This is a genomic window from Oceanisphaera sp. W20_SRM_FM3 (assembly GCF_052119705.1).
Classification (GTDB): Bacteria; Pseudomonadota; Gammaproteobacteria; order Enterobacterales; family Aeromonadaceae; genus Oceanimonas.
This window is the reverse complement of sequence record NZ_JBGQOP010000010.1, coordinates 76,243-101,694: the sequence shown is the minus strand read 5'-3', so window position 1 is coordinate 101,694 and position 25,452 is coordinate 76,243. Positions and strand designations below refer to the sequence as shown.

Annotated in this window: 24 protein-coding genes; 9 read left to right on the top strand and 15 right to left on the bottom strand. The window is 50.0% G+C overall.

Features of this window, described 5'->3' with window-relative positions; translation table 11 throughout:
- Nucleotide 1: 1 nt before the first annotated feature.
- The 6 genes from ACEN2G_RS07680 to ACEN2G_RS07655 form a co-directional block, all read right to left on the bottom strand.
- The gene (locus ACEN2G_RS07680) at nucleotides 2-634 is read right to left on the bottom strand and encodes an NADH:ubiquinone reductase (Na(+)-transporting) subunit D (RefSeq protein ID WP_442020894.1); all 633 of its coding nucleotides are present in this window, start codon (nucleotides 632-634) and stop codon (nucleotides 2-4) included.
- A complete protein-coding gene (locus ACEN2G_RS07675; RefSeq protein WP_442020893.1) occupies nucleotides 627-1,397 on the bottom strand; it encodes a Na(+)-translocating NADH-quinone reductase subunit C in 771 nt (256 codons plus the stop codon). The genes ACEN2G_RS07680 and ACEN2G_RS07675 overlap by 8 nt, the downstream gene beginning before the upstream one ends.
- Nucleotides 1,390-2,628: an NADH:ubiquinone reductase (Na(+)-transporting) subunit B gene (locus ACEN2G_RS07670; protein ID WP_442020892.1), complete on the bottom strand. Its 1,239-nt coding sequence runs from the start codon at nucleotides 2,626-2,628 to the stop codon at nucleotides 1,390-1,392. Before ACEN2G_RS07670 ends, ACEN2G_RS07675 begins: the two co-directional genes overlap by 8 nt.
- 3 nt (nucleotides 2,629-2,631) lie before the next feature.
- Complete coding sequence (locus ACEN2G_RS07665) at nucleotides 2,632-3,975, bottom strand: Na(+)-translocating NADH-quinone reductase subunit A (RefSeq protein ID WP_442020891.1); 1,344 nt, start codon at nucleotides 3,973-3,975, stop codon at nucleotides 2,632-2,634.
- 348 nt (nucleotides 3,976-4,323) lie between these two features.
- On the bottom strand, nucleotides 4,324-4,641 hold the full coding sequence (gene bolA / locus ACEN2G_RS07660; RefSeq protein ID WP_442020890.1) for a transcriptional regulator BolA: 318 nt from the start codon (nucleotides 4,639-4,641) through the stop codon (nucleotides 4,324-4,326).
- A gap of 69 nt (nucleotides 4,642-4,710) precedes the next feature.
- Nucleotides 4,711-5,334, bottom strand: a complete 624-nt coding sequence (locus tag ACEN2G_RS07655) for an alpha-ketoglutarate-dependent dioxygenase AlkB family protein (protein ID WP_442020889.1) — start codon at nucleotides 5,332-5,334, stop codon at nucleotides 4,711-4,713.
- Nucleotides 5,335-5,390: 56 nt separating this feature from the next.
- Between ACEN2G_RS07655 and ACEN2G_RS07650 the strand changes: the two genes are divergently transcribed.
- From ACEN2G_RS07650 to ACEN2G_RS07635, 4 genes are read left to right on the top strand one after another with little or no spacing between them, the layout of a single operon-like run.
- Nucleotides 5,391-6,536, top strand: coding sequence for a methyltransferase (locus tag ACEN2G_RS07650; RefSeq protein WP_442020888.1), 1,146 nt, complete (start codon nucleotides 5,391-5,393; stop codon nucleotides 6,534-6,536).
- A gap of 9 nt (nucleotides 6,537-6,545) precedes the next feature.
- Nucleotides 6,546-7,124, top strand: coding sequence for a YajG family lipoprotein (locus ACEN2G_RS07645; protein WP_442020887.1), 579 nt, complete (start codon nucleotides 6,546-6,548; stop codon nucleotides 7,122-7,124).
- A complete protein-coding gene (locus ACEN2G_RS07640; RefSeq protein ID WP_442020886.1) occupies nucleotides 7,124-7,753 on the top strand; it encodes a peptidylprolyl isomerase in 630 nt (209 codons plus the stop codon). Before ACEN2G_RS07645 ends, ACEN2G_RS07640 begins: the two co-directional genes overlap by 1 nt.
- 4 nt (nucleotides 7,754-7,757) lie before the next feature.
- A complete protein-coding gene (locus tag ACEN2G_RS07635) occupies nucleotides 7,758-9,155 on the top strand; it encodes an AmpG family muropeptide MFS transporter (RefSeq protein ID WP_442020885.1) in 1,398 nt (465 codons plus the stop codon).
- Between the two features lie 153 nt (nucleotides 9,156-9,308).
- Here ACEN2G_RS07635 and ACEN2G_RS07630 read toward each other — a convergent pair whose 3' ends face one another.
- Nucleotides 9,309-9,791: a YajQ family cyclic di-GMP-binding protein gene (locus ACEN2G_RS07630; protein ID WP_442020884.1), complete on the bottom strand. Its 483-nt coding sequence runs from the start codon at nucleotides 9,789-9,791 to the stop codon at nucleotides 9,309-9,311.
- A 127-nt stretch (nucleotides 9,792-9,918) separates the two neighbouring features.
- Between ACEN2G_RS07630 and ACEN2G_RS07625 the strand changes: the two genes are divergently transcribed.
- Nucleotides 9,919-10,815, top strand: a complete 897-nt coding sequence (locus tag ACEN2G_RS07625; RefSeq protein WP_442020883.1) for a ketopantoate reductase family protein — start codon at nucleotides 9,919-9,921, stop codon at nucleotides 10,813-10,815.
- Nucleotides 10,816-11,023: 208 nt separating this feature from the next.
- On the opposite strand, the gene thiI is transcribed toward ACEN2G_RS07625, so the two are convergent.
- From thiI to pomA, 3 genes are all read right to left on the bottom strand, one after another.
- Nucleotides 11,024-12,475: a tRNA uracil 4-sulfurtransferase ThiI gene (gene thiI / locus ACEN2G_RS07620; protein WP_442020882.1), complete on the bottom strand. Its 1,452-nt coding sequence runs from the start codon at nucleotides 12,473-12,475 to the stop codon at nucleotides 11,024-11,026.
- A gap of 262 nt (nucleotides 12,476-12,737) precedes the next feature.
- Nucleotides 12,738-13,631 carry a flagellar motor protein MotB gene (locus ACEN2G_RS07615; protein ID WP_442020881.1) on the bottom strand — a complete coding sequence of 298 codons (894 nt, stop codon included), beginning with the start codon at nucleotides 13,629-13,631 and terminating at the stop codon, nucleotides 12,738-12,740.
- On the bottom strand, nucleotides 13,631-14,386 hold the full coding sequence (gene pomA / locus ACEN2G_RS07610; protein ID WP_442020880.1) for a flagellar motor protein PomA: 756 nt from the start codon (nucleotides 14,384-14,386) through the stop codon (nucleotides 13,631-13,633). The genes ACEN2G_RS07615 and pomA overlap by 1 nt, the downstream gene beginning before the upstream one ends.
- 46 nt (nucleotides 14,387-14,432) lie before the next feature.
- On the opposite strand from pomA, the gene ACEN2G_RS07605 reads away from it, so the two are divergent.
- Genes ACEN2G_RS07605 through dxs form a run of 4 tightly spaced genes read left to right on the top strand, consistent with a single transcriptional unit; the run spans nucleotide 14,433 to nucleotide 17,703 of the window.
- The gene (locus tag ACEN2G_RS07605) at nucleotides 14,433-14,612 is read left to right on the top strand and encodes a hypothetical protein (protein WP_442020879.1); all 180 of its coding nucleotides are present in this window, start codon (nucleotides 14,433-14,435) and stop codon (nucleotides 14,610-14,612) included.
- A gap of 15 nt (nucleotides 14,613-14,627) precedes the next feature.
- Entirely contained in the window at nucleotides 14,628-14,867 is a 240-nt protein-coding gene (xseB, locus tag ACEN2G_RS07600) for an exodeoxyribonuclease VII small subunit (RefSeq protein WP_442020878.1), read from the top strand.
- 1 nt (nucleotide 14,868) lies between these two features.
- Complete coding sequence (gene ispA, locus ACEN2G_RS07595; protein WP_442020877.1) at nucleotides 14,869-15,816, top strand: (2E,6E)-farnesyl diphosphate synthase; 948 nt, start codon at nucleotides 14,869-14,871, stop codon at nucleotides 15,814-15,816.
- A gap of 21 nt (nucleotides 15,817-15,837) precedes the next feature.
- Nucleotides 15,838-17,703 (top strand): 1-deoxy-D-xylulose-5-phosphate synthase, encoded by a 1,866-nt coding sequence (gene dxs / locus ACEN2G_RS07590; RefSeq protein ID WP_442020876.1) that lies wholly within the window; start codon nucleotides 15,838-15,840, stop codon nucleotides 17,701-17,703.
- Nucleotides 17,704-17,841: 138 nt separating this feature from the next.
- Here the strand turns inward: dxs and fusA are convergent, their stop codons facing one another.
- From fusA to ACEN2G_RS07565, 5 genes are all read right to left on the bottom strand, one after another.
- Entirely contained in the window at nucleotides 17,842-19,935 is a 2,094-nt protein-coding gene (fusA, locus tag ACEN2G_RS07585; RefSeq protein ID WP_442020875.1) for an elongation factor G, read from the bottom strand.
- 384 nt (nucleotides 19,936-20,319) lie between these two features.
- A complete protein-coding gene (locus ACEN2G_RS07580) occupies nucleotides 20,320-21,666 on the bottom strand; it encodes a hypothetical protein (protein ID WP_442020874.1) in 1,347 nt (448 codons plus the stop codon).
- 123 nt (nucleotides 21,667-21,789) lie between these two features.
- Nucleotides 21,790-22,725: an ABC transporter permease gene (locus ACEN2G_RS07575; RefSeq protein ID WP_442020873.1), complete on the bottom strand. Its 936-nt coding sequence runs from the start codon at nucleotides 22,723-22,725 to the stop codon at nucleotides 21,790-21,792.
- Nucleotides 22,726-22,744: 19 nt separating this feature from the next.
- Complete coding sequence (locus ACEN2G_RS07570) at nucleotides 22,745-23,719, bottom strand: ABC transporter permease (protein WP_442020872.1); 975 nt, start codon at nucleotides 23,717-23,719, stop codon at nucleotides 22,745-22,747.
- A 129-nt stretch (nucleotides 23,720-23,848) separates the two neighbouring features.
- Nucleotides 23,849-25,402: an ABC transporter substrate-binding protein gene (locus ACEN2G_RS07565; protein WP_442020871.1), complete on the bottom strand. Its 1,554-nt coding sequence runs from the start codon at nucleotides 25,400-25,402 to the stop codon at nucleotides 23,849-23,851.
- Between the last annotated feature and the right edge of the window lie 50 nt (nucleotides 25,403-25,452).

Below are 25,452 nucleotides of genomic sequence, written 5' to 3'. Positions count from 1 at the left end.
CTTACTCCTTCGCCTCAACCTGTTCGGGACGCATGGTACGCAGTACCCAGATAATGCCGCCGATAATAAAGAAAGCACTTGGGGGTAACAGCAGTAAACCGTTCGCCTGGTACCAACCACCGTTCTTAATCAACGGCAGGATTTCGATGCCAAACCAAGTACCAGAGCCAAACAACTCACGGATGGTCGCAACGATCAGTAAGATCAGACCATACCCCATGCCGTTACCGATACCGTCATAAAACGACATCAAAGGTGGGCTCTTCATGGCATACGCTTCGGCACGACCCATAACGATACAGTTGGTAATAATCAAACCGACGAATACCGACAACTGCTTAGAGATGTCATAGGCGTACGCTTTAAGGATCTGATCCACCACTATTACCAAAGAGGCAATGATCGCCATCTGCGCGATAATTCGCACCGAGTTTGGGATCTGATTACGCACTAATGAGATAAACAGGTTTGAAAACGCCGTTACCGAAATTACCGCCAACGACATCACGAATGCAGTTTGCATCTGTGACGTCACCGCCAAGGCCGAGCAAATGCCCAGCACCTGCAGCGTAATGGGGTTATTGCCGATAATAGGTCCAAAAAGAACCTTTTTAACTTCTGCTTTATCAGCCATTGTTGAGCTCTCCTTTCCGTACCTTAGTCAGGAAAGGACCAAAGCCCTTGTCGCCTAACCAGAAATCAAAGGTATGCTGCACACCGTTAGAGGTTAAGGTAGCGCCAGATAAACCATCGACACTTGAAGGCGCATCGGCAGGTGCACCGCCTTTCACGATTTTAATCGCGGGCGTACCATTTTCGTCATACAGCTTCTTACCCACAAACTGAGCGCGCCAGTTAGGGTTTTCCACTTCACCACCCAAACCAGGTGTTTCGCCCTGTTCGTAGTAAGTGATGCCTTTAACGGTGTTGCCATCGGGTGCGATTGCAACGAAGGCGTACATGGTAGACCACAGACCCTGACCGTGAATGGGCAGAATAATACTGTCCAAGTTACCGTCTTCGTCTTTGGCCATATACACAGGCACCAAGTTCGCACGACGACGAATACTACCTGGATCTTCGCTGGCGTTTAACTTAATGCTGGTGTCGTTTTCTTTGGCAGCGGCGCGTTGGTCGTAACCTTCAGCCGACTTATCAGAAAACTCGCCTTTTTCGATGTCCCACAAGCGAGCATCTATGTATTTACCATAGTTTTCTGCCACGTTTGCACGGCCAAGGCCGGCGACGTCTACTATGTTGGTTTGCACGTCCAGCGCTTTGTTAAGTTCTTGAGTCGGCTTGAGCAATACAGCTGCCCCAGATACCACCACAGAACACACTAAGCACAAGACGATAATGACAGTAAAGGTTCTGCCAACAGATTCTTTCTTAGCCACGAGCCAGTCTCCGTTTGATATTCGCTTGCACCACCAAGTGGTCAAACAAGGGAGCGAACAGGTTGGCGAACAAAATAGCCAGCATCATACCTTCAGGGAAGGCGGGGTTAACCACGCGGATCAGCACAACCATCACGCCGATCAATGCGCCGTACCACCATTTACCTTTATTGGTAAAAGAAGCCGATACCGGATCTGTCGCCATAAACATCATACCGAACGCGAAGCCGCCCACCACCAGATGCCAATACCAAGGCATGCTGAACATGGCGTTGGTGTCGGAGCCGATGAAGTTAAACAGCGCAGACATGGCAACCATGCCCAGCATAACGCCGGCCACTATCCGCCAAGATGCGATGCCCATGTAGACGATAAAGCCGCCGCCCAGCAAAATAGCTAAGGTAGACACTTCACCAATCGAGCCTTGCATATGACCAATAAAGGCCTGCGTCCAGCTGATTGCGGTATCTGTGTTCACGTCCATCAAGGCCGAAACACCACCTGCAGACCACTGGCCAAGTGCAGTTGCCCCCGAGAAGCCATCTACGGCAGTCCAGACGGTGTCACCTGAGATTTCCGCCGGATAGGCGAAAAACAGGAAAGCACGGCCAGCCAACGCTGGGTTCAAGAAGTTCTTACCGGTGCCGCCAAAGATTTCTTTGGCCATCACCACACCAAAGGTGATACCTAAGGCTGCTTGCCACAAAGGCAAAGTGGCAGGAACAATCAAGGCGAACAGCACAGAGGTCACGAAGAAACCTTCATTCACTTCATGCTTGCGCACTGTGGCAAAAATGACTTCCCAGAAACCACCAACAATAAATACAGTGGCATAGATAGGCAGGAAGTAAGTGGCACCCAATAGCAACTTACTGCCCCAGCCTGCGCCTTCACCTAAGGTTGCCCCTAAGGTTTGCGCAAGGCTGTAACGCCAGTTGCCATCAATAATGCCGGCCAGATCCGCTGGGCTATACATGTTCATTAGGGCAGCAATAGTTTGCCCACCTGAGTTGTACATACCAAAGAACATGGCAGGGAACGTTGCCAACCAGACCATGATCATGATGCGCTTCAAGTCGATACTGTCGCGCACATGAGAGGCATTACGCGTGACCATACCTGGGGTATAGAGCACGGTAGCGACCGCTTCATACAGGGCGTAAAACTTTTCGTATTTGCCACCCGGCTCGAAATGGTGTTCAACCTTTTCCAGAGTGTGTTTTAAGCTCATTACTTAACCCTCTAGCTCAATTGTGGTCAGACACTTGCGCAGCGCTTGGCCATAATCGTATTTGCCTGGACACACATAGGTACAGAGCGCCAGATCTTCTTCATCCAACTCTAAGCAACCTAAGGTGACGGCACTGTCGGTGTCGTTAGACAATAAATCACGCAGCAACAGGGTCGGTAAGATATCCAGCGGCATAATGCGCTCGTAGTTACCGATTGGCACCATGGCTCGTGAAGAACCATTGGTGGTGCTGGTCATGTCAAACAACTTGCCCTTAGTTAGATGGCTCAGGTAGGCACGGGTGACCGAGAACTTATTGCTGCCTGGTACTAACCAGCCAAACAATTCTTTCTCACGGCCTTCAGCAATGACAGATACCTGCAGGTGGTAGCGACCTAAATAAGCATGAGGACCATTTGCGGCTGTGCCGTACAGCACAGAGCCGGAAATAACGCGGTTCTCACCTTCTTGTAGCTCACCACTGGTCAGTGTTTCTAATGAAGCACCGATGCGGGTACGCAATAAGCGCGGCTTTTGCACCACGGGACCTGCCAAGGCAATCACGCGATCGGTAAACAACTCACCACTAGTGAACAATTTACCCACTGCAATCACATCTTGGTAATTAATAGACCACACCACTTTGCCCGGTACTATAGGGTCAATAAAGTGGATATGCGTGCCCGGCAAACCGGCAGGGTGCAGGCCCTTGAACACGTGATCTTGGATGTTAGCGGCTTGTGCTTGCGGCAGGTTGCCCTCGCCCTTACAGACGTTAACCTTGCCATCGGTTAAGCGGCTTAACACTAACAGACCATCGGTAAAGGCTTGCGCGTTTTCCTTGATGATCAGCTCAGCGTTAGCGCTCAACGGATTGGTATCCATGGCGGTCACGAAAATAGAGCTAGGGGTCGAGCCTACAGCAGGAACTTTGCTGAACGGACGCGTACGCAGTGCCGTCCACATGCCAGATTCAACCAGCTGCTCACGCACGGTATCGCGCTCTAGTGTAGAAAGCTCTGCAGAAGCGTATTTTGAAAAAGTAATCTGCTCTTCACTGTCATCAACGGCAATCACTACCGATTGCAGTACTCGCTTGGCGCCACGGTTGATTTCAACCACGGTACCGGCGGCGGGAGCTGTGAATTTAACGCCAGGATTCTTCTTATCTTCGAAGATAACCTGACCCTTTTTAACATGATCCGCTACCTTGACATACATGGTAGGGCGCATGCCCACAAATTCTTCACCGAGCGTAGCAACGCGCTTGATGGCAGGGCCATCGTAGATTACTTGCTCTGGTGCCCCGGTAATCGGGAGGTCCAGTCCTTTTTTTATTGTAATCATACTCACTTGCACTACTTGTTAGAGGAAGACAGGTACTTGCCATGTCAGACATGACAACATGCTGATGAGTCGCTACCGGTCTGTCCACTATCATGTCATCAACAGCCTGACCACAGTCCGGTAACATCCAGCCCGAAATTAAGGGCGCGTAATGTTACCACTTTTCACACACTGGCTGCCATGGCAAATCCCAACATTTAATGCCTGTTTACATAAACCAATAGCCGTTATGTAAAACTGACACAAAAATCAGGTAATCACTGGCGGTGCGTTAGTAGACAGTTGGCTTTTTACATGATGAGTGGACATTCACTAATGGTAGTGCTCGTCAATAAAGGGCCAGTGAAGTTAGGTCGATACGCCTCCTTGACCGCGACACGGCGGGCTCTCGGGTACTGTCTCTCGGGCTTGCCATTCACTCGGCGTAAGCGTGTGTAGCGCCAAGGCATGCACACCTTGATTAAGTTCATCGGCCAGCAATTGATTTAACATTCGATGGCGCGCCAGTAAGCGCTTACCCTCGAATTGTTCACTCACCAGCACAACTTTAAAGTGCGTTTCTGAGCCAGGTAGCACCCGGTGCATGTAACTTTCATTAATCACTTCCACGTGCTGGGGCATAAATGCCGCCTGCACTTTCTGCTCAATTTGAGCTTGTATCGACATGATTAACTCCCAGATAAGGGCAATGAATTAAAGACCGTGCGCGGCAAAATTCGCTTTCAGGCGTACGGATTATTTGCTCAGCCAGCGAAATGTTAAATTGATACGCGGTTCTCGGCAGGCGGCCATTTTCGGTAAGGCGTGCTGCCAATGATGCTGCATTTCGCCGGCCATCACCAGCAAACTGCCGTGACTTAATGGTAACTCTGTGAGCTCGCCTATGTGATGACCTAACTTATGCCTAAGTTTAAAACGCCGCGTGGCACCAAGACTGACCGAGGCAATGGTGGGATTTAGGCCCAGCTCGGCTTCATCGTCCGCATGCCAACCCATGCTGTCTTGACCATAGCGGTATAAATTAAGCAAGACGCCATTAAACGGCTGGCCGCAGATCTGACTCACCCGCCGCCCAATATCTTGCACCAGTGGCTGCCACGGCACGGCTAACCGTGTTTTGCCCGAATAGCGATAAGGCTGCTCGCCCATCCAGCACGACAAACGGGGCTCATTGAGTTCACGGCCAAACATGCGCAAACTATGTTGCTGCCAAGGAATATCATTTTCTAACTGTGCTAGCCACTGGTCGGCCTGATCCACGAATGCGCTGGGCCACCATAATAGCTTCCCTTGAGGTAATAACAACCAAGGCGGTGGGCTAAGATCTGGTGGCGTTTGGGGCTCAGTGAAGAGTGGCATGCTGCTTTTCCTCTAGTAACTGTTAAAATGGCTTTTTTCCTATGGGCCTAACTTGTATGAATCACCATTTTCCCCTGCCTGCGGGTGGCGAGCTGTCGTTACTCCGTTACCCTCGTAAAGCTCAAGACAAGCTGCAAGCCTGGGAAGCCGCCGATGAATATCTGATAAACCAGCTGGCCACCTTGGAGTTAGACACCAGTGCTCAGGTGTTGATTTTAAATGACGGCTTTGGTGCCCTTACCTTGGCACTGCATCAATATCGGCCTTATAGCCTGAGTGACTCACGCATTAGCGAGCTGGCTTGCGCCGCCAACGCCCATGACAATCAACTTTCTGAAAGCTGGCAAAATCTGTCGAGCCTAGCAACTTGGCCTGCGGGCGATGAGGCACCGGATGTGGTGCTAATCAAGCTACCCAAAAATAATGCCATGCTCGAATATCAATTGGCGCAATTAAGCCAGATAGTGACGCCCACTACCCGAGTGATAGCGGCCGGCAAAGCCAAAGATATTCATAGCTCTACGCTAGCCTTATTTGAGCGCCACCTTGGCCCCACTAAGACCAGTTTGGCGTGGAAGAAAGCGCGTCTGATCTTCTGCACCCCAGATCCTAAACTTAAAGCGGCCACTTTGCCCGAACCAGTAGCCTGGCCCTTAGATGGCACAGATTTTACTCTTTATAACCATGCCAACGTATTCGCGCGCGCCAGCTTAGATATTGCTGCCCGCTTGTTTTTAGAACATCTACCCAAAGAGCAAAGCGGTCACATTATCGACCTAGGTTGCGGTAATGGTGTGCTCGGCTTAATGGCCTTGGTGCATAACCCACAAGCCGAGGTGACCTTTACCGATGAGTCGTATATGGCCATCGCGAGTGCACGGCACAACGTGCGCCATAATTTACCGAAAGCCGAGGCTCGCGCACATTTTTCCGTCAATAATTGTCTCGATGGTGTGGCCTCGGACAGCATAGATCTTATCTTGTGCAACCCGCCGTTTCACCAGCAACAGGCCATTACCGACCATATTGCGTGGGAAATGTTTGTGGATGCCAAGCGAGTGCTGCGCTCTGGCGGTGAGCTATGGGTGGTAGGTAACCGCCATCTTGATTATCATCACAAATTAATCCGTTTATTTGGCAACCAAACGGTCGTGGCCTCTAATCCTAAATTCGTTATTCTTAAAGCCATTCAACCTCGTTAAGGACGCATTATGAAAGTAATTAAGTGGTTAATAACAGCGGCTGTTGCGCTAAGCCTCACGGCTTGCGCCAGCTACTACCCCGTAGGCGTGAATGTACAGCCTAGCGTCAGTGAGCAAGGCGGTGTCTATCGAGGCCAAGCCGTCAGTGTCAGCAGCCAAGATAAACGCAGTAACGACTACATAATACAGATTGAGCAAAACAATAAAGCGCCGGTCGTGGTAGTTGCCAGTAATAATCTCAAGGTGCAACTGGAGCAAGCATTAGCCCAAGGGTTAAGCCAACAAGGCGCCTTTATTGAGCAAGGCTCAAATAGCCAGATACAGCTGGAAATAGATGAAGTGTTGGCGCGGGTGATCCGTGGTCACATTAGTTATGACGTAGTACAACAAATGCGCATAAGACTGGTATTAACTCGCGATGGTCGCAACTTAAGCAAAATATTTAGCCGTAAAGCCCAGGCTGAGTTTCCGGGTCGCCTGCACCCTGAGCTAGATAAAGTAACAGCCGCCATCGACGAGCAATTATCCTTGATCTTGAAAGAGATGCTGTCTGATCGTGACGTACAGCAATTTATTGGAGCTCAATAATGAAATCGGTACTCATATTTGCTGCCAGCCTGCTGGCAGCCACAGCTGCGTGGGCCGGTCCTAAAGTCGAATTAGTGACCAACTTGGGCACCCTGCAAGTAGAGCTGAATGAAGCAGCAGCGCCGGCGACAGTCGCTAACTTTTTACGCTATGTAGACGACGGCAGTTACGATGGCAGTATTTTTCATCGTCTCATTCCCGGCTTTATGGTGCAAGGCGGCGGCTATGATAGCGAGTATCAGACGCTCCCTACTTATAGCCCTGTGGTTAACGAGTCCAACAATGGCTTAGCCAACGTCGTCGGCAGCATTGCCATGGCGCGCACTCAAGATCCTAACAGTGCCACCCGTCAATTTTATATCAACTTTAGCAATAACAAATCCCTCAATGGTGGCCGTGCCGCCGGTTATACGGTATTTGGTCAAGTCACGGCAGGCAAAGAAGTGTTAGAGCAAATGGCGCTTGTGCCCACCGGCATGAATTTAACGCTGCGCGCCCGCGACGTGCCCAAGCAAGCCATAGTATTGCAAAGTGTGCGCCGTTTAGACGTAAAGAGTGAAATAAAGAGTGAAGCACAGAGCATGGCGACTAAGGCAAATGCAAACGCAGCTCCAGCCGTAAAACCTTAAGTCGATGATGCCTATTAGCGATACCAAACCCAGCTGGACGCAACAACTGGCGCTCTATACCGAGCGCCGTGTGCTCACCTTATTGGCGCTCGGCTTCTCCGCAGGGCTGCCGTATTTATTGGTATTTGGCACCTTGTCGTTTTGGCTGCGCGAAGCCGATGTTAGCCGCACTAGCATTGGCTTTTTTAGTTGGGTAGCCTTGGCTTATGGGGTAAAAGTGTTGTGGGCGCCTTTGGTCGACCGACTGCGCTTGCCGATTTTGGCCAGGCTTATGGGTCGGCGGCGCAGTTGGATGCTACTCTCGCAGCTGATTATTATGGCGGCGCTGGTTGGCATGGCTTATACAGATCCCAAGACACAACTGGTGTATTTGGCGGTATTTGCCTTAAGCGTGGCCTTGGCCTCGGCCACCCAAGACATAGTAATCGATGCCTATCGCATAGAAGCGGCACCCGTGCATTTGCAAGGCGCACTGGCCGCCGCCTATATGATGGGCTATCGGTTAGGCATGATTTTGGCGGGTGCTGGCGCGCTCGCCATCGCCGCGTGGATGGGCTCTGATCTGGGCTATAGCCTGATGGGTTGGCAAACCGCCTATCTGTGCATGGCGGGTTTTATGTTAGTGGGCGTGTTCACTTGCCTGATACTGCACGAGCCAGACGTCGACTTACAAACCCAAGCCGCCAGCCAAGCGCAACACTGTGCGCGGTTAATTGCGGCAGGCCGCTCAGTCAAGACGGCCAAGGCACTGTCGTTTCTGTACAGCGCCTTAGTGGCACCCTTTCTCGACTTCTTTACGCGTTTTGGCAAACAAGCGCTGCTTATTTTGGCGCTGATCGCCTGTTATCGGGTGTCAGATGTGGTGATGGGGGTGATGGCCAATCCGTTTTACGTGGACATGGGCTTTAGCAAGTCACAAATTGCCACAGTGACCAAGGTATATGGCGTCATTATGACCTTAGTCGGCGCGGCGTTAGGCGGCGTGCTAGTGAGCCGTTTTGGCACGCTGCGTATCTTAATGTTGGGTGCTGTATTAGCCGCCGCCACTAATTTAATGTTTGCGCTAATGAGCCAGTTTGGCCCGAATGTGCAGCTGTTAACTGCGATTATCTCACTGGATAATCTCAGCGCAGGTATTGCGACAGCGGCCTTTATTGCCTATTTATCTAGCCTGACAAATGTGGCATTTTCCGCCACTCAATATGCCTTGTTCAGCTCCATTATGATGTTGTTCCCTAAATTTTTGGCGGGCTTCTCCGGCGTGGCGGTGGATGCCTTTGGTTATGCTCCCTTCTTTATCGCCACCGCCGTGATTGGCCTGCCAGTATTATGGTTGATCTGGCAAGTGCATAACCGAGTGCCCAGCGCTGAGCGCAAAGCTAGAGACAGTGTTGAATTGTAAATATTGAATGTTGAATGAAAAAAAACACCAGCCCAAATTGAGCTGGTGTTTTTTTTGAGATCGAGTTTATTTGACCACTTTGAGTTTTGCTACGCAAAAACGGCCGGCTCACAAGCGGCCTCTACCCGAACCTCATGCCTCACGAATAAAAGATTAATCGCGAAAGTTATTAAACTGCAGCGGTTGCTCTTGCTCAGAGCCGCGCAGTAACGCCATGACTTGCTGTAGATCATCGCGCTTTTTGCCAGTGATACGTAGCTGCTCACCCTGAATAGACGCCTGCACCTTAATTTTACTGTCCTTGATTTGCTTGACCAGCGTCTTAGCAAGCGCCGTCTCGATACCTTGTTTGAACCCCATTTCCTGAATATGACGTTTACCTGAGCGCACTATGCTTCCCGGATCCAATACCTTGGTATCTATGCCTCGCTTAATCAAGGCTCCCCGCAGTATGTCTCGCATCTGTTGTAACTGAAACTCAGCGTCAGCACTCAGCTTTACCTTCTCATCTTTCAGCTCAAAGCTGGCTTCAACACCACGAAAGTCAAAACGGGTTTCCAATTCGCGGTTGGCATTCTCCACCGCATTACGTACTTCATTCATCTCAACTTCAGACACAATATCAAAAGACGGCATGCTGGCTCCTTTAAATGGTTTTATTAACCGACAGCGATAAAAAAATACACTGGCAACAATGAAAATTCACAGCTAACGTATATGCTTAACTACACATGCATAATAACAAAATTTAGGGAATAGAGTGATGACGGAATGGACCATTCTTGGAGCTGGAGCTCTGGGTTGTGTTATCGCAGGTCAACTCCACCAAAAAGGTGAACGAGTTGGTTTTATGCTTTCTGAGCGTCATCGTGGTCATTTCCATCCTAATCTGGATTTGATTACGCTCAGTGGCCGCCACCAGTTAATTCAAAGTCAGCCTAGATTCCCTGAACATGCGCGCAAAGTAGAATGTTTAATGGTGTTTACTAAGGCTTATCACGTGCTCGGCGCCCTTAAAGAGCTGCAGCATTTACCTAAAAGCACACCCATTATTTTATTTAACAATGGCATGGGTTTAACCGAGCAAGTTAAAGAGTTAATGCCCGACAATCCCTTACTGGTTGGCGTGTGTAGCCACGGCGCCATGAAAGAACAAGACTGGCTGGTGCGCCATACGGGCAAGGGTGAAACCTGGTTAGGTGCCTTAAATGAAGCCGGTAAAGAATGGGCTCATTTACTTAAGCCGTTAGCGGCCGCCTTAGGTCATTGTGAATGGAGTGACGATATTGCATTACACCAACGCCGTAAGCTGGCCGTGAATGCTATTATAAATCCCCTCACCGCTTATAACAATATCAGCAATGGCCAACTCATTGAGCCCAGATTTAATGATGTACTAGAGCAACTCACAGACGAAGTTTATCAAGTGATAGCCCGTATAGATGGCAGTGACGCCGAACCTAAAGATGCGCTACGCCGTCGCTTGCATCAGGTGATAGAGGAAACGTCTATTAACCATTCTTCAATGCAGCAAGACTTGGCTAATAGTCGTAAAACCGAGATTGATTACATCACTGGGTTTATTCTCAAGCACGCAGACGGTATTCCTGTGCCAGTGAGCCAGCAATTGTATGATGAAATTAAGCGCTGCGAAGCGTAAGGTCGTCAACGGCAGTGTTGAATGTTGAATGTTGAATGTTGAATGCTTAACTTAATGCTTAACTAACCGTTTAACACTACTCCACTGACCATAAAAAACGCCATCCGATTAAGGATGGCGTTTTTGTTTGTGGAACTTTAGCTCAGTGCTCAGCGCTTCTTTTAACGCCTCACGCCTCACGCTTCACACCTTACTCTTCACCCGTAGGTTAAGGCTTATACACCTTAACATTATCAAAGCCTTGCTCTTTTAAATGAATGGCCTGCAAACGGCTCATCACGCCGCGGTCACAATATAAAAGATAGGTTTTGCTGGCGTCTAACTCAGCAAACTGGCTCGACAGCTTAAAGAAAGGGATCACCTTAATTTCACGGCCAGCAACGCTTAAGGGCGATGCTTCTTCTTCTTCGGGAGGCCTAATATCTAAGATAATCTCATTAGGCTCGCCATCGCCCTCGCTGGCAGTAAACTCCACCTCAGCCAAGACTCGCTTATGCTCAAGGGCACGGATATCTTCCACAAAGGCGGAGTCAATGGCATTTTCTAGCACACTGAAATCGAAGTGACCCTCTGCTTCCGTCACTCGTCCCATCTTGGCTTTAATGGTGGGGCTGCTGGAAATGACGCCACAATACTCAGGCATTTTTTCTGCATAAGCGGCACTACCAATGTGACGAGCTATGTCTATGATGTCTTGCTTATCGGTTGCCACTAACGGGCGCATGATCAACATGTCGGTCACCCGGTCGATCACATTTAAGTTGGTCACGGTTTGACTAGACACCTGCCCCATGGCCTCTCCTGTCACTAGGCCATTAATATCCAGCCTTTGTGCCACTACGGCTGCGGCGCGCATCATCATGCGCTTGAGGATCACCCCCATATAGCCGTTTTCAACTTTCTCTAGGATCTCACCTACTACGCCCTCAAAAGGCACAGAGATAAACTTAACGCGGTGCGAGGCACCGTACTTTTTCCACAAATAGTAAGTGACTTCACGCACGCCCGCTTCGTGCTCAGGGCCACCAAGATTGAAGAAGCAGTAATGCACCCGGCTACCGCGCTTAATAAACTGATATGAAGACACACCCGAATCATAGCCACCCGATATGAGGCTAAGCACGCTTTCTTGACTGGCAATCGGATAGCCGCCTAAGCCTGCATACTGTTGATTAACCAAGTACAGGCGCTCACCGTCCAGCTCAAGATTTACCTGTATATCAGGATTTTTTAACTTAACACCCGCGGTATTACAACGCTGGTTTAAGCCGCCACCCACGTAGCGCTCCACATCCAGTGAACTAAATATTTGCTGCCCTCGACGCTTAGCGCGCACACAAAAGGTCTTGCCTGCCAATTGCGGCCCAAATACCTGCTCGGTGTGGGTTAAAATTTCATCTAGGGTGCTAGCTTTATGTTCTTGTACTTCTAAGAAAGATTGTATGCCAGGCACGCAGGCCAAGACATCGATCATGGCTTGGCGATGTTCATCTTGCTGACTGCGAACGATCAGCTTGTCCCATTCGGAGCGGATCTTGACGTCTTCATCCAGATGTTTAACGACATTGCGAATGTTGCCCTGCAGCAGTTTGCACATGCGCTGGCGCACCGAGCGACTCTTAATGGTGATTTCTGGATGAAGCTTGATAATAAATTTCATAAATTCGACGCGCCTAGCACTGGGTAAAAAGACAGATCAAAACAACTAAAAGAGAGATCTGCATAAAACTAAAGCCGAATATGATACACCCTTTCGCCGAGATTTTGTGCAAAAAAAGTACATGAGGGTGAGGCAAAACTCTCTGTTTGGTAGTGTGCCAATTGATTCGGCACTGTGTATTCAGCACTGTCTTGTATTGAGCTGGCACTATTGTTACTGCGCCTCACTCTTTACTCTTTACCCCTCACGCCTGACCGTTTTCTTAGCGCGGTGCAGTTACATCCAATGGCGGCGTAAATTTAGGTTTGCCTTGGGAGATAGTGATCTCGACGCGACGGTTACGACGACGATTATCGCTGGTGTCGTTCGTGGCCAAGGGGCGCGTACCCGCCATGCCCATCACCACCATGCGATCTTCGTTAAAGCCGTCCACTTTAAGCAGCTGCTCAGCCACCGCCAAGGCGCGCTGGGAGGATAGATCCCAGTTAGAACGAAATAACTCGTTGTGGCTACGGATATCATCGGTGTGACCCGACACTAAGATTTCACCGGGAATATCTTTGATTAACGCACCAATCTTACGGACCACAGGCCAAAACTGCGGCTGCAAAAACGCTGAGCCTGAAGAAAAAGACGCATTTTCTTTAATGCGGATCACCACCTGTTGGCCGAGTGCTTCGATCTCGATGGCATCTTGTTCAATGGACTCGCTAAGCTCTGCTGCCAACTCTTGGGCGACGACCATAGTTTCTTGATCTACAGGCGGCGACTCTTGATCCTCGGCACCATCTTGATTACCGGTTTCTCGACTTTGACCCGCAGCGCGGTCCGACTCACCGGGCTGGAAGTCCAACTCCGCTTGCGTGGAGTCTGTGGTGTGTTGCATGATCACGTCAATCGGTGTGGGCTGGGGTTGGCCGGGACGAAATTCCAGCGCTATCACAGAGGTCCCCTTAGGGATCTCCGATACCTCTAATTGGTTTTGCACACCAAAGGCGTATTTCATGCTACCTGCCACTTGCTTAAACTTCACCACGTCCATTTCGGCAAAGGCGAGCAAGAGCACGAAAAAGCTCATCAATATGGTAGCCAAGTCCGCAAAGGTGGCCATCCAAGCCGGCGCACCTGCCGCTGCTTGTTTACACTTCTTGGCCACTACTCCTCCTTCGACCGCTTGTTATCGGCCAAATAGTTTTCTAGCAAGCCTTGTAACACCCGCGGGTTTTGGCCGTCTTGGATGCCTAATACCGCATCTAAGATTAAGGTACGATTCAGTCGTTCTTCTTCTGAGCGCAGCTCTAATTTATCGGCAATCGGCAGCGCTATCATATTAGCCAGCATGGCGCCATATAAGGTGGTCAGCAAGGCAATAGCCATGGCCGGCCCTATGGCTTTAGGGTCATCCATGTTGGCTAACATGGCCACCAGCCCAATCAGCGTACCTATCATGCCCATGGCCGGTGCTACATCGCCTAACGCGCGGAATATTTTGGCACCTTGTTCTTGGCGTTCGGCGTTGAGGTCGATGTCTTTTTCTAAGGCTTGTTTCACCACGTTTTGTTCGTGGCCATCCACTAGCATGTCCACGGCTTTTTGTAAGAAGGGATTGGTAATTTCCGCTTCTTCTAGCGCCAAAAACCCACCTTTACGGGCCGAATCGGCCAGTACTACGACGCGCTCAATCAAGTCTTCGGGTTTTTCTAGCTTAAATAGAAAGGCTTTAGCCGCTATTTTAGCCGCTCCCAAAAACTGACCAAAGTTAAACTTCATCATCACCACGAACAGGGAGCCGACGAACACAATAAAAAACGACGGCACATCAGCATACATGCCTAGGCTGCCTCCTAGGATCATGGCCATGCCCACAAAGGCTAATCCACCGATTAATCCGATTATTGTTGCTAAATCCAAAGCAATGCCCCCGTGGCTGATTTGATAACACTAAAATAAGGTCATAATGTTGACTGAAAAAATAGGTGTCAATCTTACCTTGTTATGCACCGTTTTGTCGCTACCGGTATTATCTGCATGCAGCGCCCATTTTAAAGGCTCGAATAACCATTGTGCGCTGCCCAGCCATAATTTTCGCCAAAAGCCGAACGGCAATGGTACTATTAGCCCTTATTTTGCCGTTTAATCACAGAGGATGCCCGTGGCTACTAAAAAACCTGAAAACATGGATTTTGAAAGCGCCCTCGCAGAACTGGAAAACTTGGTCAATCAGCTTGAAGAAGGTGACCTGAGCTTAGAGCTATCGCTTAAGTCCTTTGAACGCGGCGTACAGCTAGTGCGTGCGGGTCAACAGCGTTTGAGCCAAGCCGAACAGCAAGTACAGATTCTATTGCACCAAAATGATGAGCTGGCGCCCTTTGCCCTCCCCGAGGAGCAATAACGTGAGTAAGCAAAGCTGTCACCAAGTTGCGGTGAGCCAATTACAAGCACAGTATCAAGCGCGCATTGCCGCTGTATTGAGTCAGGCCATAGCGCGGCTCAGCCCCTTGGCACCACAGCTCAAAGCGGCCATGGAATACGGTCTGCTGCAAGGCGGCAAACGAGTGCGTCCCTTGTTGGTGTATGCCACAGGAGATCTCTTAGGTCAGGGCGATTTATTCGCTCAGGCCAACGCCGCATCCGTCAATAACACAGCCTTAGATGCCGCCGCCGCCGCCGTAGAGTGTATTCATGCTTATTCTTTAATTCATGACGATTTACCGGCCATGGATGACGACGACCTGCGCCGTGGCAAGCCCACAGTGCATAAAGCTTTTGATGAAGCCACCGCCATCTTAGCCGGTGATGCCTTGCAAGCCTTAGCCTTTGAACTGCTTAGCCAAACAAATTTAGGCTTAAGCGCCGAACGCCAACTGCGCATGGTGCAAGAACTGGCGGTAGCGGCGGGCTACCATGGCATGTGTGGCGGCCAAGCCTTAGATATTCAATATGAAGGCCAAGCCATTGATAGCGCCGCACTCGAGCAATTGCATTGCCACAAGACCGGCGCCTTGATCTTGGCGGCGGTGCGTTTAGGCGCGCTCTGTACTCCTGACCTGCAAGAGCCACATTTACAGGCACTCAGCCAGTATGCACAGGCCATAGGACTGGCGTTTCAAGTACAAGACGATATTTTAGATATTACCGCCGACACCCAAACGCTAGGGAAAACGCAAGGCAAAGATATCATGCAGCAAAAAAGTACCTATCCGGCTTTATTGGGGCTAGAAGGTGCGCGCCAGCTTGCGGATCAGTTGTTAGACCAAGCCTTATCTGCGTTAGCTGATATTCCCTACCCTACTCAAACACTGGAAGCATTCGCTCACTATATCGTGAAACGCGATTTTTAGGGCGAGGATAACAATACGCTTATGAGTCTGAATATTGCCGATTACCCGACCTTAGCCTTGGCAAACTTGCCCGATGAGCTACGCAGTCTGCCCCAAGACCGCCTACCCGCGCTATGTGCTGAGCTACGATCTTACTTATTACATTCAGTAAGCAGCAGCAGCGGACATCTCGCCTCAGGCCTAGGTGTGGTGGAGCTTACCGTTGCCCTGCACTATGTCTATAACACACCCTTCGATCGTTTGGTGTGGGATGTGGGCCATCAAGCTTATCCCCATAAAATTCTTACCGGTCGGCGGGATCGATTGCCAAGCATTCGCCAATTTCAAGGCTTGCACCCATTTCCGTGGCGCGATGAAAGTGAATACGACACCTTAAGTGTGGGGCACTCCAGTACCAGTATCAGTGCCGCGCTCGGCATGGCTATTGCCGCCGACCAGGAACAAAAAGGGCGCAAGGTGGCCGCCATTATTGGTGATGGCGCCATTACCGCAGGCATGGCTTTTGAGGCGCTTAATCACGCCGGTGATATTCATAAAGACATGCTGGTGATTTTGAATGATAACGAGATGTCGATCTCCGAAAACGTCGGCGCCCTCAATAATCATTTAGCACGCATCATGTCTGGCTCCTTGTACAGCACGCTACGAGAAGGCAGTAAGAAGGCATTAGAGATATTGCCGCCGCTCAAGGCGCTGGCCAAACGCACAGAAGAACACCTCAAAGGCATGGTGATACCTGGCACCTTGTTTGAAGAGTTTGGTTTTAACTACGTAGGCCCCATAGATGGCCACGACATTAATACCCTAGTTGAAACGCTGCGTAATATGCGCAAGCTCAAAGGTCCGCAGTTTTTACATATCATGACGCGCAAGGGCAAAGGCTACTTACCTGCCGAGCAAGACCCTATTGGTTATCATGGCGTGCCCAAGTTTGATCCCGCCCAAGACTTCTTACCTAAAGCCACCACCACCAGCCCCAGCTATTCCAAAGTATTTGGTGACTGGCTGTGCGACATGGCAAGCACCTGCCCTGAGCTGATGGCCATTACTCCTGCCATGCGCGAAGGTTCAGGCTTGGTACGCTTCTCAAAAGAGTTTCCTAACCGTTACTTCGATGTGGCGATTGCCGAGCAGCATGCCATCACCTTGGCGGCTGGCATGGCCATAGAAGGCAAGAAGCCGGTGGTCGCTATTTACTCCACCTTCTTACAGCGTGGCTACGACCAACTTATTCATGATGTGGCGCTACAAAACTTAGATGTGCTATTTGCCATCGACCGCGCCGGCATAGTGGGCGCCGACGGCCCCACCCATCAGGGCGCTTACGACTTAAGCTTTATGCGTACCATTCCTAATATGGTGATCATGACGCCGGCGGATGAAAATGAGTGTCGCCAAATGCTCTACTCCGGTTATCAACATTCAGGCCCGGCTGCGGTGCGCTATCCGCGTGGCACAGGCCCCGGTGTTGAAATTCAACAGCAAATGACAGCCCTTGAAATAGGTAAAGGGCGCATTGTTCGCCAAGGTAGCAAGCTGGCGTTACTTAACTTCGGCACCCTGCTCGCCGAGGCCGAAATTGCCGCCGAGCAGTTAGGCGCCACCTTAGTCGATATGCGCTTCGTGAAGCCGCTCGACGAAGCCTTACTGTTATCGCTATTGGATGAACATGAGTTGCTGGTAACGATAGAAGAAAACGCCATCATGGGTGGCGCCGGCTCGGCGGTAAATGAATGCCTGATGCGCAATAAAAAACTGGTGGCGGTATTAAATCTTGGCTTACCTGACATCTTTATTGAGCAAGGCAGTCAGGCACAGATTTTGGCTAAGCTAGGCTTAAATGCCGATGGCATAGTGCTGTCCATCAAAGAATATCAAGCACCTTAAGTAACCAGCATATAACCATAAAAAAGGCGCCGTGATTAACTCACGGCGCCTTTTTCTTATGCCCACCAATCCTATTCAGGCATAAAAAAACCGCAGCCTTGGCTGCGGTTTTATATAGAGCTTAAAGATTAAGCGCTATTACTTCTTGGCTTCAGCCGCTTTACGCTCTGCAACCTGAGCAACAACCTTTTCAGAGATGTTGTTCGGGCAAGCTGCATAATGTGAGAACTCCATGGAGAACTGGCCACGACCTGAAGTCATAGTACGCAGTGAACCAATGTAGCCAAACATTTCTGACAGAGGTACGTCTGCCTTAATGCGCACACCCGTCACGCCGGCCATTTGATCTTTGATCATGCCACGACGACGGTTCAAGTCACCAATAACGTCACCCACGTGATCTTCAGGAGTGAACACATCAACCTTCATGATAGGCTCAAGCAGTTGTGGCTTGGCTTTAGCGATAGACTGACGGAATGCGCCTTTAGCAGCGATTTCAAACGCAATGGCTGAGGAGTCAACCGCGTGGAAAGCACCGTCTAACAGGTCGAATTCAACGTCCAACACAGGGAAACCAGCAATGGTACCTGTGTTCATCATGCTGCCGAAACCTTTCTCGATTGCAGGCCAGAATTCTTTAGGAACGTTACCGCCCACTACAGAAGACTTGAACACGAAGCCAGTGTTTTGCTCACCAGGACGGATCTTATAGTCAATCTTACCGTATTGACCTGAACCACCAGACTGCTTCTTGTGGGTGTAGCTGTCTTCAACTTCGGCAGTAATAGTTTCGCGGTAGGCAACCTGTGGCTCACCTACAATCAGCTCAACGCCGTAGGTACGCTTCAAGATGTCAACTTTGATGTCCAGGTGCAATTCGCCCATGCCTTTCAGAATGGTTTCGCCTGAATCAATGTCAGTTTCTACGCGGAAGGTAGGATCTTCGGCAATCATCTTACCGATAGCCGTACCCATTTTCTCAGAACCGTTCTTATCTTTAGGCGCTACTGCGATAGAGATAACTGGCTCTGGGAACACCATGGCTTCCAGTGTACAAGGGTGCTTCACATCACACAGAGTGTGACCAGTTTGCACGTTCTTCATGCCCACGATAGCGATGATGTCACCGGCTTGCGCGGAGTCTAATTCATTACGCTCATCGGCGTGCATTTCAACCATGCGGCCAACGCGCTCGGTTTTGCCGGTGAAGCTGTTCAGGATGGTGTCACCCTTCTTAATACGACCGGTGTAGATACGTACGAACGTCAGGGCACCGAAACGGTCATCCATCACTTTAAAAGCCAAGGCTTTGAAAGGCAGGTTTGCATCAACGATAGCGAATTCGCCAGTTTCTGCGCCTTCTTCGTCGGTCAACGGCTGTGGATCAACTTCCATTGGGTTAGGCAGGTAGTCAACTACTGCGTCCAAGATCAGCTGCATACCTTTGTTCTTAAAGGCAGAACCACAGTAAGTTGGGAACAAGGCCATGGTACGAGTACCCTTACGGATACAACGCTTCAGCTCGTCGATAGAAGGCTCGTTACCTTCCATGTAGGCTTCCAGCAAGTCGTCATCTTGTTCAACGGCGCTTTCTACCAGCATTTCGCGGTATTCTTCAACCTGGTCAACCATGTCGGCTGGCACGTCTTCGATAGTGTAGTTCTCTGGGTCACCAGAGTTGTCCCACACGTAAGCTTTACGGGTCAGCAGGTCAACAACACCCTTGAACTCGTCTTCACGGCCAATTGGCAGCACCATTATGATGGGGTTAGCGGCCAGCACGTCGCGAGTCTGTTGTACTACGCGCAAGAAGTCAGCACCGATACGGTCTAACTTGTTTACGAAGATAATACGGGCAACTTCTGAGTCGTTCGCATAGCGCCAGTTAGTTTCAGACTGAGGCTCAACGCCGCCTGAACCACAGAATACACCGATACCGCCGTCCAGTACTTTCAGTGAACGGTAAACTTCAACGGTGAAGTCAACGTGTCCTGGAGTATCGATAACGTTAAAGCGGTGATCTTTCCAGAAGCAACTAACAGCTGCAGACTGGATAGTAATTCCGCGCTCAGCTTCCTGTTCCATGAAGTCAGTGGTGGATTCACCATCGTGGGTTTCACCCGCTTTGTGAATACGGCCGGTAAGTTTAAGGATACGCTCGGTTGTGGTGGTTTTACCCGCATCAACGTGAGCGAAGATACCAATGTTTCTGTATTTGGATAATTCGGTCATGATTCAACTTTAAATGATGAGTTTAAGAAGTAGACGGAGCATCCAAAATTCACTGACACACCGACACAGTTTTAGGTCGCATATTATGAATGAAAAGCTAGGGCTGCGCAAATGAGAAGACGAGGTGAAGCACACTTTTTAAGCAATTAAGTCATAAGTATAGAAAAATCAAAAGGCTACACACTTTCCTTGGTATGCTATTTGGCAAATTTTGTGCCTAATAGGCCGCAGATTTCCTCTACATGCGCCCACTGGCGACTTTGTAGTAAACCCAGACAAATAAACCAGCAAAGAGAACCACCGTCAGCGCTATCTTTAACAACATAAATTTCATCTTCATCTCCTTATCAGTGAGTGTTAACGCTTACCTTTTCATCGCATACGTTATAGGCCTAACAGTGCCGCCAAGAGATAAATACCGGCGATCACGCACACAGACATCAGCCCTAAGTAGCTCAAGTTCCAGCGCATTAAAGCAAACGAGTCCACCCCATAACGCCCCTGAAATGCCAAATTGATGCCCGATAAAGGTCCGGTCGCCGTGCCTAACGCCCAAGCGCTTAAAAATACTAAGGCCAGCAAGCTATGATCGGGATTTAATGGCGACCATAGGCTGGCCGCCAAGGTAATGCACACTATGGGATGAATACCCAGCAAGGCCAACAGCACAATACCCAGATAGGTGACGCTGGCCGCCAAAGCTCCGAAGTGACTAACGGGAAGCTGCCAATGGGCACTTAACAACAAGCTTTCTAGCCCATAAGCCAAGATACCCGCCGCTAAAAACAGCACTAACTCATTGCCCATTTGCGGTAAGCGGCCATTCACTAACTGCTTAATGCCCGTGAGCGGCGAACGCGCGGTCAGCGCCAACACACTTAAGCTAAACAGCGGGGCCAGCAAGGTGATCACCGCCAAAATAGATAAACTGGGCTGTAACTGATGCAGTAATAACACAGCCCCCGCCAGCAGCAAGGGCAGCCAAAGCGCACTTAAATGTAACGGATAGCCCACGAAGTTGCCTACTGTATCCTTAGCATATGGCACAGCAAGGACGGCATGGGAGTTTGGCTGTTGACGGGCGAGTTGCCAGTAGGTTAAGCCAAGAGAGAGTCCGGCCAATGGCATGCTCACCAACCACAACTGCCCCAATTGAGCCTTTGGCGCCACACTTAAGGCCACCCCCATGGCGGCAAAAAAAGGCGACCAAAACGCGGCGGCGCTAAAGCCCCGCACCAAGACAATAGACTGCTCACGACTGAGTTTGGTCACTTGCGCCAAACGGTCGCCAATAATAAACACCGAGGAGATATTAATCACAGCACCAAAGGCGTGAATGGCCGCCAGCGTAGAGGCCAAGGCACCCCGCCCCCGCGGCAACGGCTTGTCTTGCTCATTAGCCGGCCGACTCACCAAACTTAAGAAGCTGACCGCAACCAGCATCGACAAGATGCTAACGTTACTACTAAAGAAACGCGACCACGCCAGCTCACCGCCCAGCCATGCACTCAGACCCAAGCAGATCACGCCCACAGCCAACAACAAACTAGCTTGGCGGCGATTACGTGCCGATAAGCTCGGCCACAACAAGGCTGCCGCTAACCAATACGCCACACCGGCCTCACTCACCACCACCGGCAAGCCGAGCAGGCTAGCACTTACTAGTAGCATGCCAACTAAGATCAAAAGCCCAGCTAAAAATGACCGAGCAGTAATTAAACGAGCCAACAAGGGAGAGTCCTTTATGTCGGTGATGCGTAAAATAGTGAGGTGTGAGGAGTAAATATCGAGCTGTTAGGGAACTAGGTTTCAAGGAAGTTACACCTCACTCCTCACGCTTCCCTCCTCACTAGCTCAACCCTTATAAAACTTCGGATTAAACACATCCCGCAGCCAGTCGCCGAGCAGATTGATCACTAACACCAACACCACCAAATACATACCGGGAAAGGCGGTGATCCACCAAGAGCCGGAGAAAATATAGCTAAATCCCATGCTGATCAAAGAACCCAACGAGGGTTGATCAACCGGCATGCCTAAGCCTAAAAACGACAGCGCCGCCTCGCTCATAATGGCGTTGGCTACCTGTACCGTGGAGATCACCAAGATAGGCGATAAGCAGTTGGGCAGAATATGACGAAACATAATACGCCCCGATTTAAAGCCCATCACCTGTGCGGCTTCTACGTATTCTTTTTTCTTTTCCGCCAGCACTGTGGCTCTAATGGTGCGCGCGTATTGCGGCCACTCGGCAAGCCCAATAATGATCACCAGCATCAGTACCGCATATTGGCCGTAAAACTCTGCCCCTAAGGTGGCTTTGAAGACCGCCGAGACGATAATGGCCACCATCATGGTGGAAAACGATAACTGCACATCGGCCACGCGCATCAATAAATTATCGAGGCGACCACCAAAGTAACCTGCGGACAAGCCAACGATAATGCCAATCAGCAACTGCAATGCCACAGCACCTAGGCCTATCATCAAGGACACCCGAGAGCCGTAAAGAATGGTGCTAAAAATGTCGCGACCTTGCACATCCGTGCCCAGCCAAAAGCGCCCATCTCCCATTTCTAACCAAGATGGCGGCAGCTCTGAGTCTAAAATATCTATGGTCGCCAAGTCGTAAGGATTATGGGGGGCGATCAGCGGCGATAAGAAGGCGGCGATCAAAAAAGCCACAAACAGCGCAAAGCTAATCATGGCTACCTTGTCACGGCGAAAGTGATAGATAAAATCCGACTGCGTAAAGCGTGCCCATGAGCTTGCGGTAACGGGTGAATTCATCTTGCGCTCATTCATTTTATTAAGCCTTAGCCGCGAGATTAACCGTGGGATTAATCAGGCCGTAAATTAAATCCACTAGGGTATTGGTCAGCACAAACACGAAGCCGACAAAAATAACATAGGTGGTGATCAAAGGCGTATCTACCCGGTTAATGGCATCTAAAAACAACAAACCTATGCCCGGCCACTGAAACACGGTTTCGGTTAAAATGGTGTAGGCCACCATGGTGCCGATTTGCACCCCGCCCACGGTAATCAGTGGTAACAAGGTGTTCTTCAAGGCATGCACAAACCAGATCCGGTATTTATTTAGCCCTTTAGCCCAGGCAAACTTCGCGTATTCGGCGCTAAGCTGCTCGAGCATTTCCGAGCGTACCAAGCGAATAAACAGCGGTAGCATAATAGACGACAGCGCTATGCTTGGCAGAATCAGATTGCGAAAGCCTTGCCAGTTAAATAATCCCGACTGCCAACCCAAAGGACTGGTGAGCTCGCCACGGCCATACGCAGGCAACCAACCTAACTCGATGGAAAATACATACATCAACAGAATGGCGGTTAAAAATACCGGCACCGAAATGCCCACTATGCTCACGCCCATCACGAGCCGCGAAAAAAAAGCGCGCGGCTTAATGGCACAATACACCCCCAGCGGAATGCTCAAACCAATAATCAGCACGCTAGCGCAGAGCACCAGCTCCAAGGTGGCCGGCAACTTGTCGAAGATCACCTCTAAAGTGGGCTGCTTATACACATAGGAGGTGCCAAAATCTCCTTGCAGCGCATTGCCCACGAAGCGACCATATTTTATTAAAAATGGATCGTTTAGCCCTAAGTCGGTGCGCATTTGCTCACGCACTTGCTCAGACACCGACTGCCCCACCAACTCACGCAGCGGATCGCCTAAATTATCCTGAATCGAAAACGCCACCAAGCTGATGACAAACATCACAGCTATCACTTGGAACAGTCGTTTCAATAAGAAAGTTAACATTATTTATTCCAATAAAAAAAGCGCCCGGCGCCCAGAGCCCAGCACCAAGAAACACAAAGAGCGCTGTCTTCTTTTAGCTGGGCGCTTGGTGCTGGGCGCTAGATTATTATTTCCGTGGCGAGAAAGTCGTTAATCTTTCACCACTAAATCACCCAAATACGGGAAGTCCATGGCGTTGACGATGGGCTCGGCCAGCACATTATCACGGGCACCCCAAGCTAGGTCTTGCCAATGTAAAGGCACGAAGGCTGCATCGTCATAGAGGATTTGCTCGGCTTGTTGCAACATAACGCCGCGTCTTTCTTCATTGGTTTCCAGATTTGCCGATTCAATCAGCTCGTCTAATTCAGGGTTAGCATAATGACCGCAGTTATATTGGCCACGGCCGGTTTCTTCGTTGCGGCTCATGGTTAAAAACTCTGAGAAGTTAGCCGCATCTTCGGTGTCGGACTGCCAGCCAATCATCAGCATGTCCGCATTACACTTATCAAATTCCGGCCAATATTGGGCGATAGGCATGGTTTTTAAGTCCACATCGATATTAATGCGCGCCAGCATCGCTTTTACCGCTTCGGCAATTCTAAAGTCATTCACGTAACGGTTATTGGGCGCGATCATGGTGATTTTAAAGCCGTCTTTATAGCCGGCATCCGCCATAAGTTGCTTGGCTTTTTCCACATCGTAACGGGGTTTTAAATCCGGATTGTGGCCCACATACGCAGGCGGTGTTTGTTGTGATGCCGTAGTGCCAAAGCCGCGCATGATGCGCTCTACTATGCCGTCTTGATTAATGGCGTAGTTCACCGCTTGACGCACCCGCAGATCTTTAAAAGGCGCAAAGCGTGCTTGGTTCATCTGAAAGCTGATAATTCGCGTACCCGATTGGGTAATTAATTTTACCCCTGAGGCAGACTGCACGCGCTTGTGGTCGTTGGGCGACACCGGCTTAATGAAATCCACATCACCGGCTAACAAGGCGGCGACGCGGGTCGCGTCTTCTTTAATGGGCACTAGCGTTAATTTTTGCACATTGCCGGGCGATTTTTTATCCCAATAATTGGCGTTGCGCTCATATTCCACTTTCACGCCTTGTTGGCGAGAAACCAACTTAAACGGCCCCGTGCCTGAGGTATGAGTCGAAGCAAAAGAGCTACCGTGCTTAACGATGACGCCCTTGTCTTTACCGCCTTCTTGGCCACTGTAAAATTTGGAGTCCATTGGAAACAAGAAGGTCATGGTATTGAGCACTAATGGATAAGGTCCCTTAGTGACTATGTCGACTGTATGTTCATCCACTTTGCTGACGGCACTAAAGGAGTCGAAGATGGCTTTAAAATCAGGGGAGGCTTTTAAGCGATTAAAGGTCCAAACCACATCGTCGGCGCCAAATTTATTGCCGCTGTGAAACTTCACGCCCTTGCGCAGATAAAAACGCACGGTATTTTCATCACGGCGCTCCCATTTTTTCGCCAAGCGCGGCTCGCTTTGAAAGTCTTTGGTCCAGCGTACTAAGGGATCAAACAACAAGTGCGACATTTCCATGGTCGCGCCAGAGAGTTGCTCGTGCGGATCCATAGAGATAGGGTCCGCATCATAGGCGATGGTGATATCTGCCGCTTGTACACTGAATGCCAGCCCTGCGACTAGCAAGATCAGACTTACCTTATTGAGTCCATTTTTCATGAAGCACTCCATTCAAATTTAAAATCATTGAAATCTAAGGCCATTTAAAC

Bases quoted from the DNA above. Each gene is read 5' to 3' on its own strand.
- ACEN2G_RS07680 (WP_442020894.1), bottom strand. From the start codon at position 634: ATGGCTGATAAAGCAGAAGTTAAAAAGGTTCTTTTTGGACCTATTATC.
- ACEN2G_RS07670 (WP_442020892.1), bottom strand. From the start codon at position 2,628: ATGAGCTTAAAACACACTCTGGAAAAGGTTGAACACCATTTCGAGCCG.
- ACEN2G_RS07665 (WP_442020891.1), bottom strand. From the start codon at position 3,975: ATGATTACAATAAAAAAAGGACTGGACCTCCCGATTACCGGGGCACCA.
- bolA (WP_442020890.1), bottom strand. From the start codon at position 4,641: ATGTCGATACAAGCTCAAATTGAGCAGAAAGTGCAGGCGGCATTTATG.
- ACEN2G_RS07655 (WP_442020889.1), bottom strand. From the start codon at position 5,334: ATGCCACTCTTCACTGAGCCCCAAACGCCACCAGATCTTAGCCCACCG.
- ACEN2G_RS07650 (WP_442020888.1), top strand. From the start codon at position 5,391: ATGAATCACCATTTTCCCCTGCCTGCGGGTGGCGAGCTGTCGTTACTC.
- ACEN2G_RS07645 (WP_442020887.1), top strand. From the start codon at position 6,546: ATGAAAGTAATTAAGTGGTTAATAACAGCGGCTGTTGCGCTAAGCCTC.
- ACEN2G_RS07640 (WP_442020886.1), top strand. From the start codon at position 7,124: ATGAAATCGGTACTCATATTTGCTGCCAGCCTGCTGGCAGCCACAGCT.
- ACEN2G_RS07635 (WP_442020885.1), top strand. From the start codon at position 7,758: ATGATGCCTATTAGCGATACCAAACCCAGCTGGACGCAACAACTGGCG.
- ACEN2G_RS07630 (WP_442020884.1), bottom strand. From the start codon at position 9,791: ATGCCGTCTTTTGATATTGTGTCTGAAGTTGAGATGAATGAAGTACGT.
- ACEN2G_RS07625 (WP_442020883.1), top strand. From the start codon at position 9,919: ATGACGGAATGGACCATTCTTGGAGCTGGAGCTCTGGGTTGTGTTATC.
- thiI (WP_442020882.1), bottom strand. From the start codon at position 12,475: ATGAAATTTATTATCAAGCTTCATCCAGAAATCACCATTAAGAGTCGC.
- ACEN2G_RS07605 (WP_442020879.1), top strand. From the start codon at position 14,433: ATGTTGACTGAAAAAATAGGTGTCAATCTTACCTTGTTATGCACCGTT.
- dxs (WP_442020876.1), top strand. From the start codon at position 15,838: ATGAGTCTGAATATTGCCGATTACCCGACCTTAGCCTTGGCAAACTTG.
- fusA (WP_442020875.1), bottom strand. From the start codon at position 19,935: ATGACCGAATTATCCAAATACAGAAACATTGGTATCTTCGCTCACGTT.
- ACEN2G_RS07575 (WP_442020873.1), bottom strand. From the start codon at position 22,725: ATGAATTCACCCGTTACCGCAAGCTCATGGGCACGCTTTACGCAGTCG.
- ACEN2G_RS07570 (WP_442020872.1), bottom strand. From the start codon at position 23,719: ATGTTAACTTTCTTATTGAAACGACTGTTCCAAGTGATAGCTGTGATG.
- ACEN2G_RS07565 (WP_442020871.1), bottom strand. From the start codon at position 25,402: ATGAAAAATGGACTCAATAAGGTAAGTCTGATCTTGCTAGTCGCAGGG.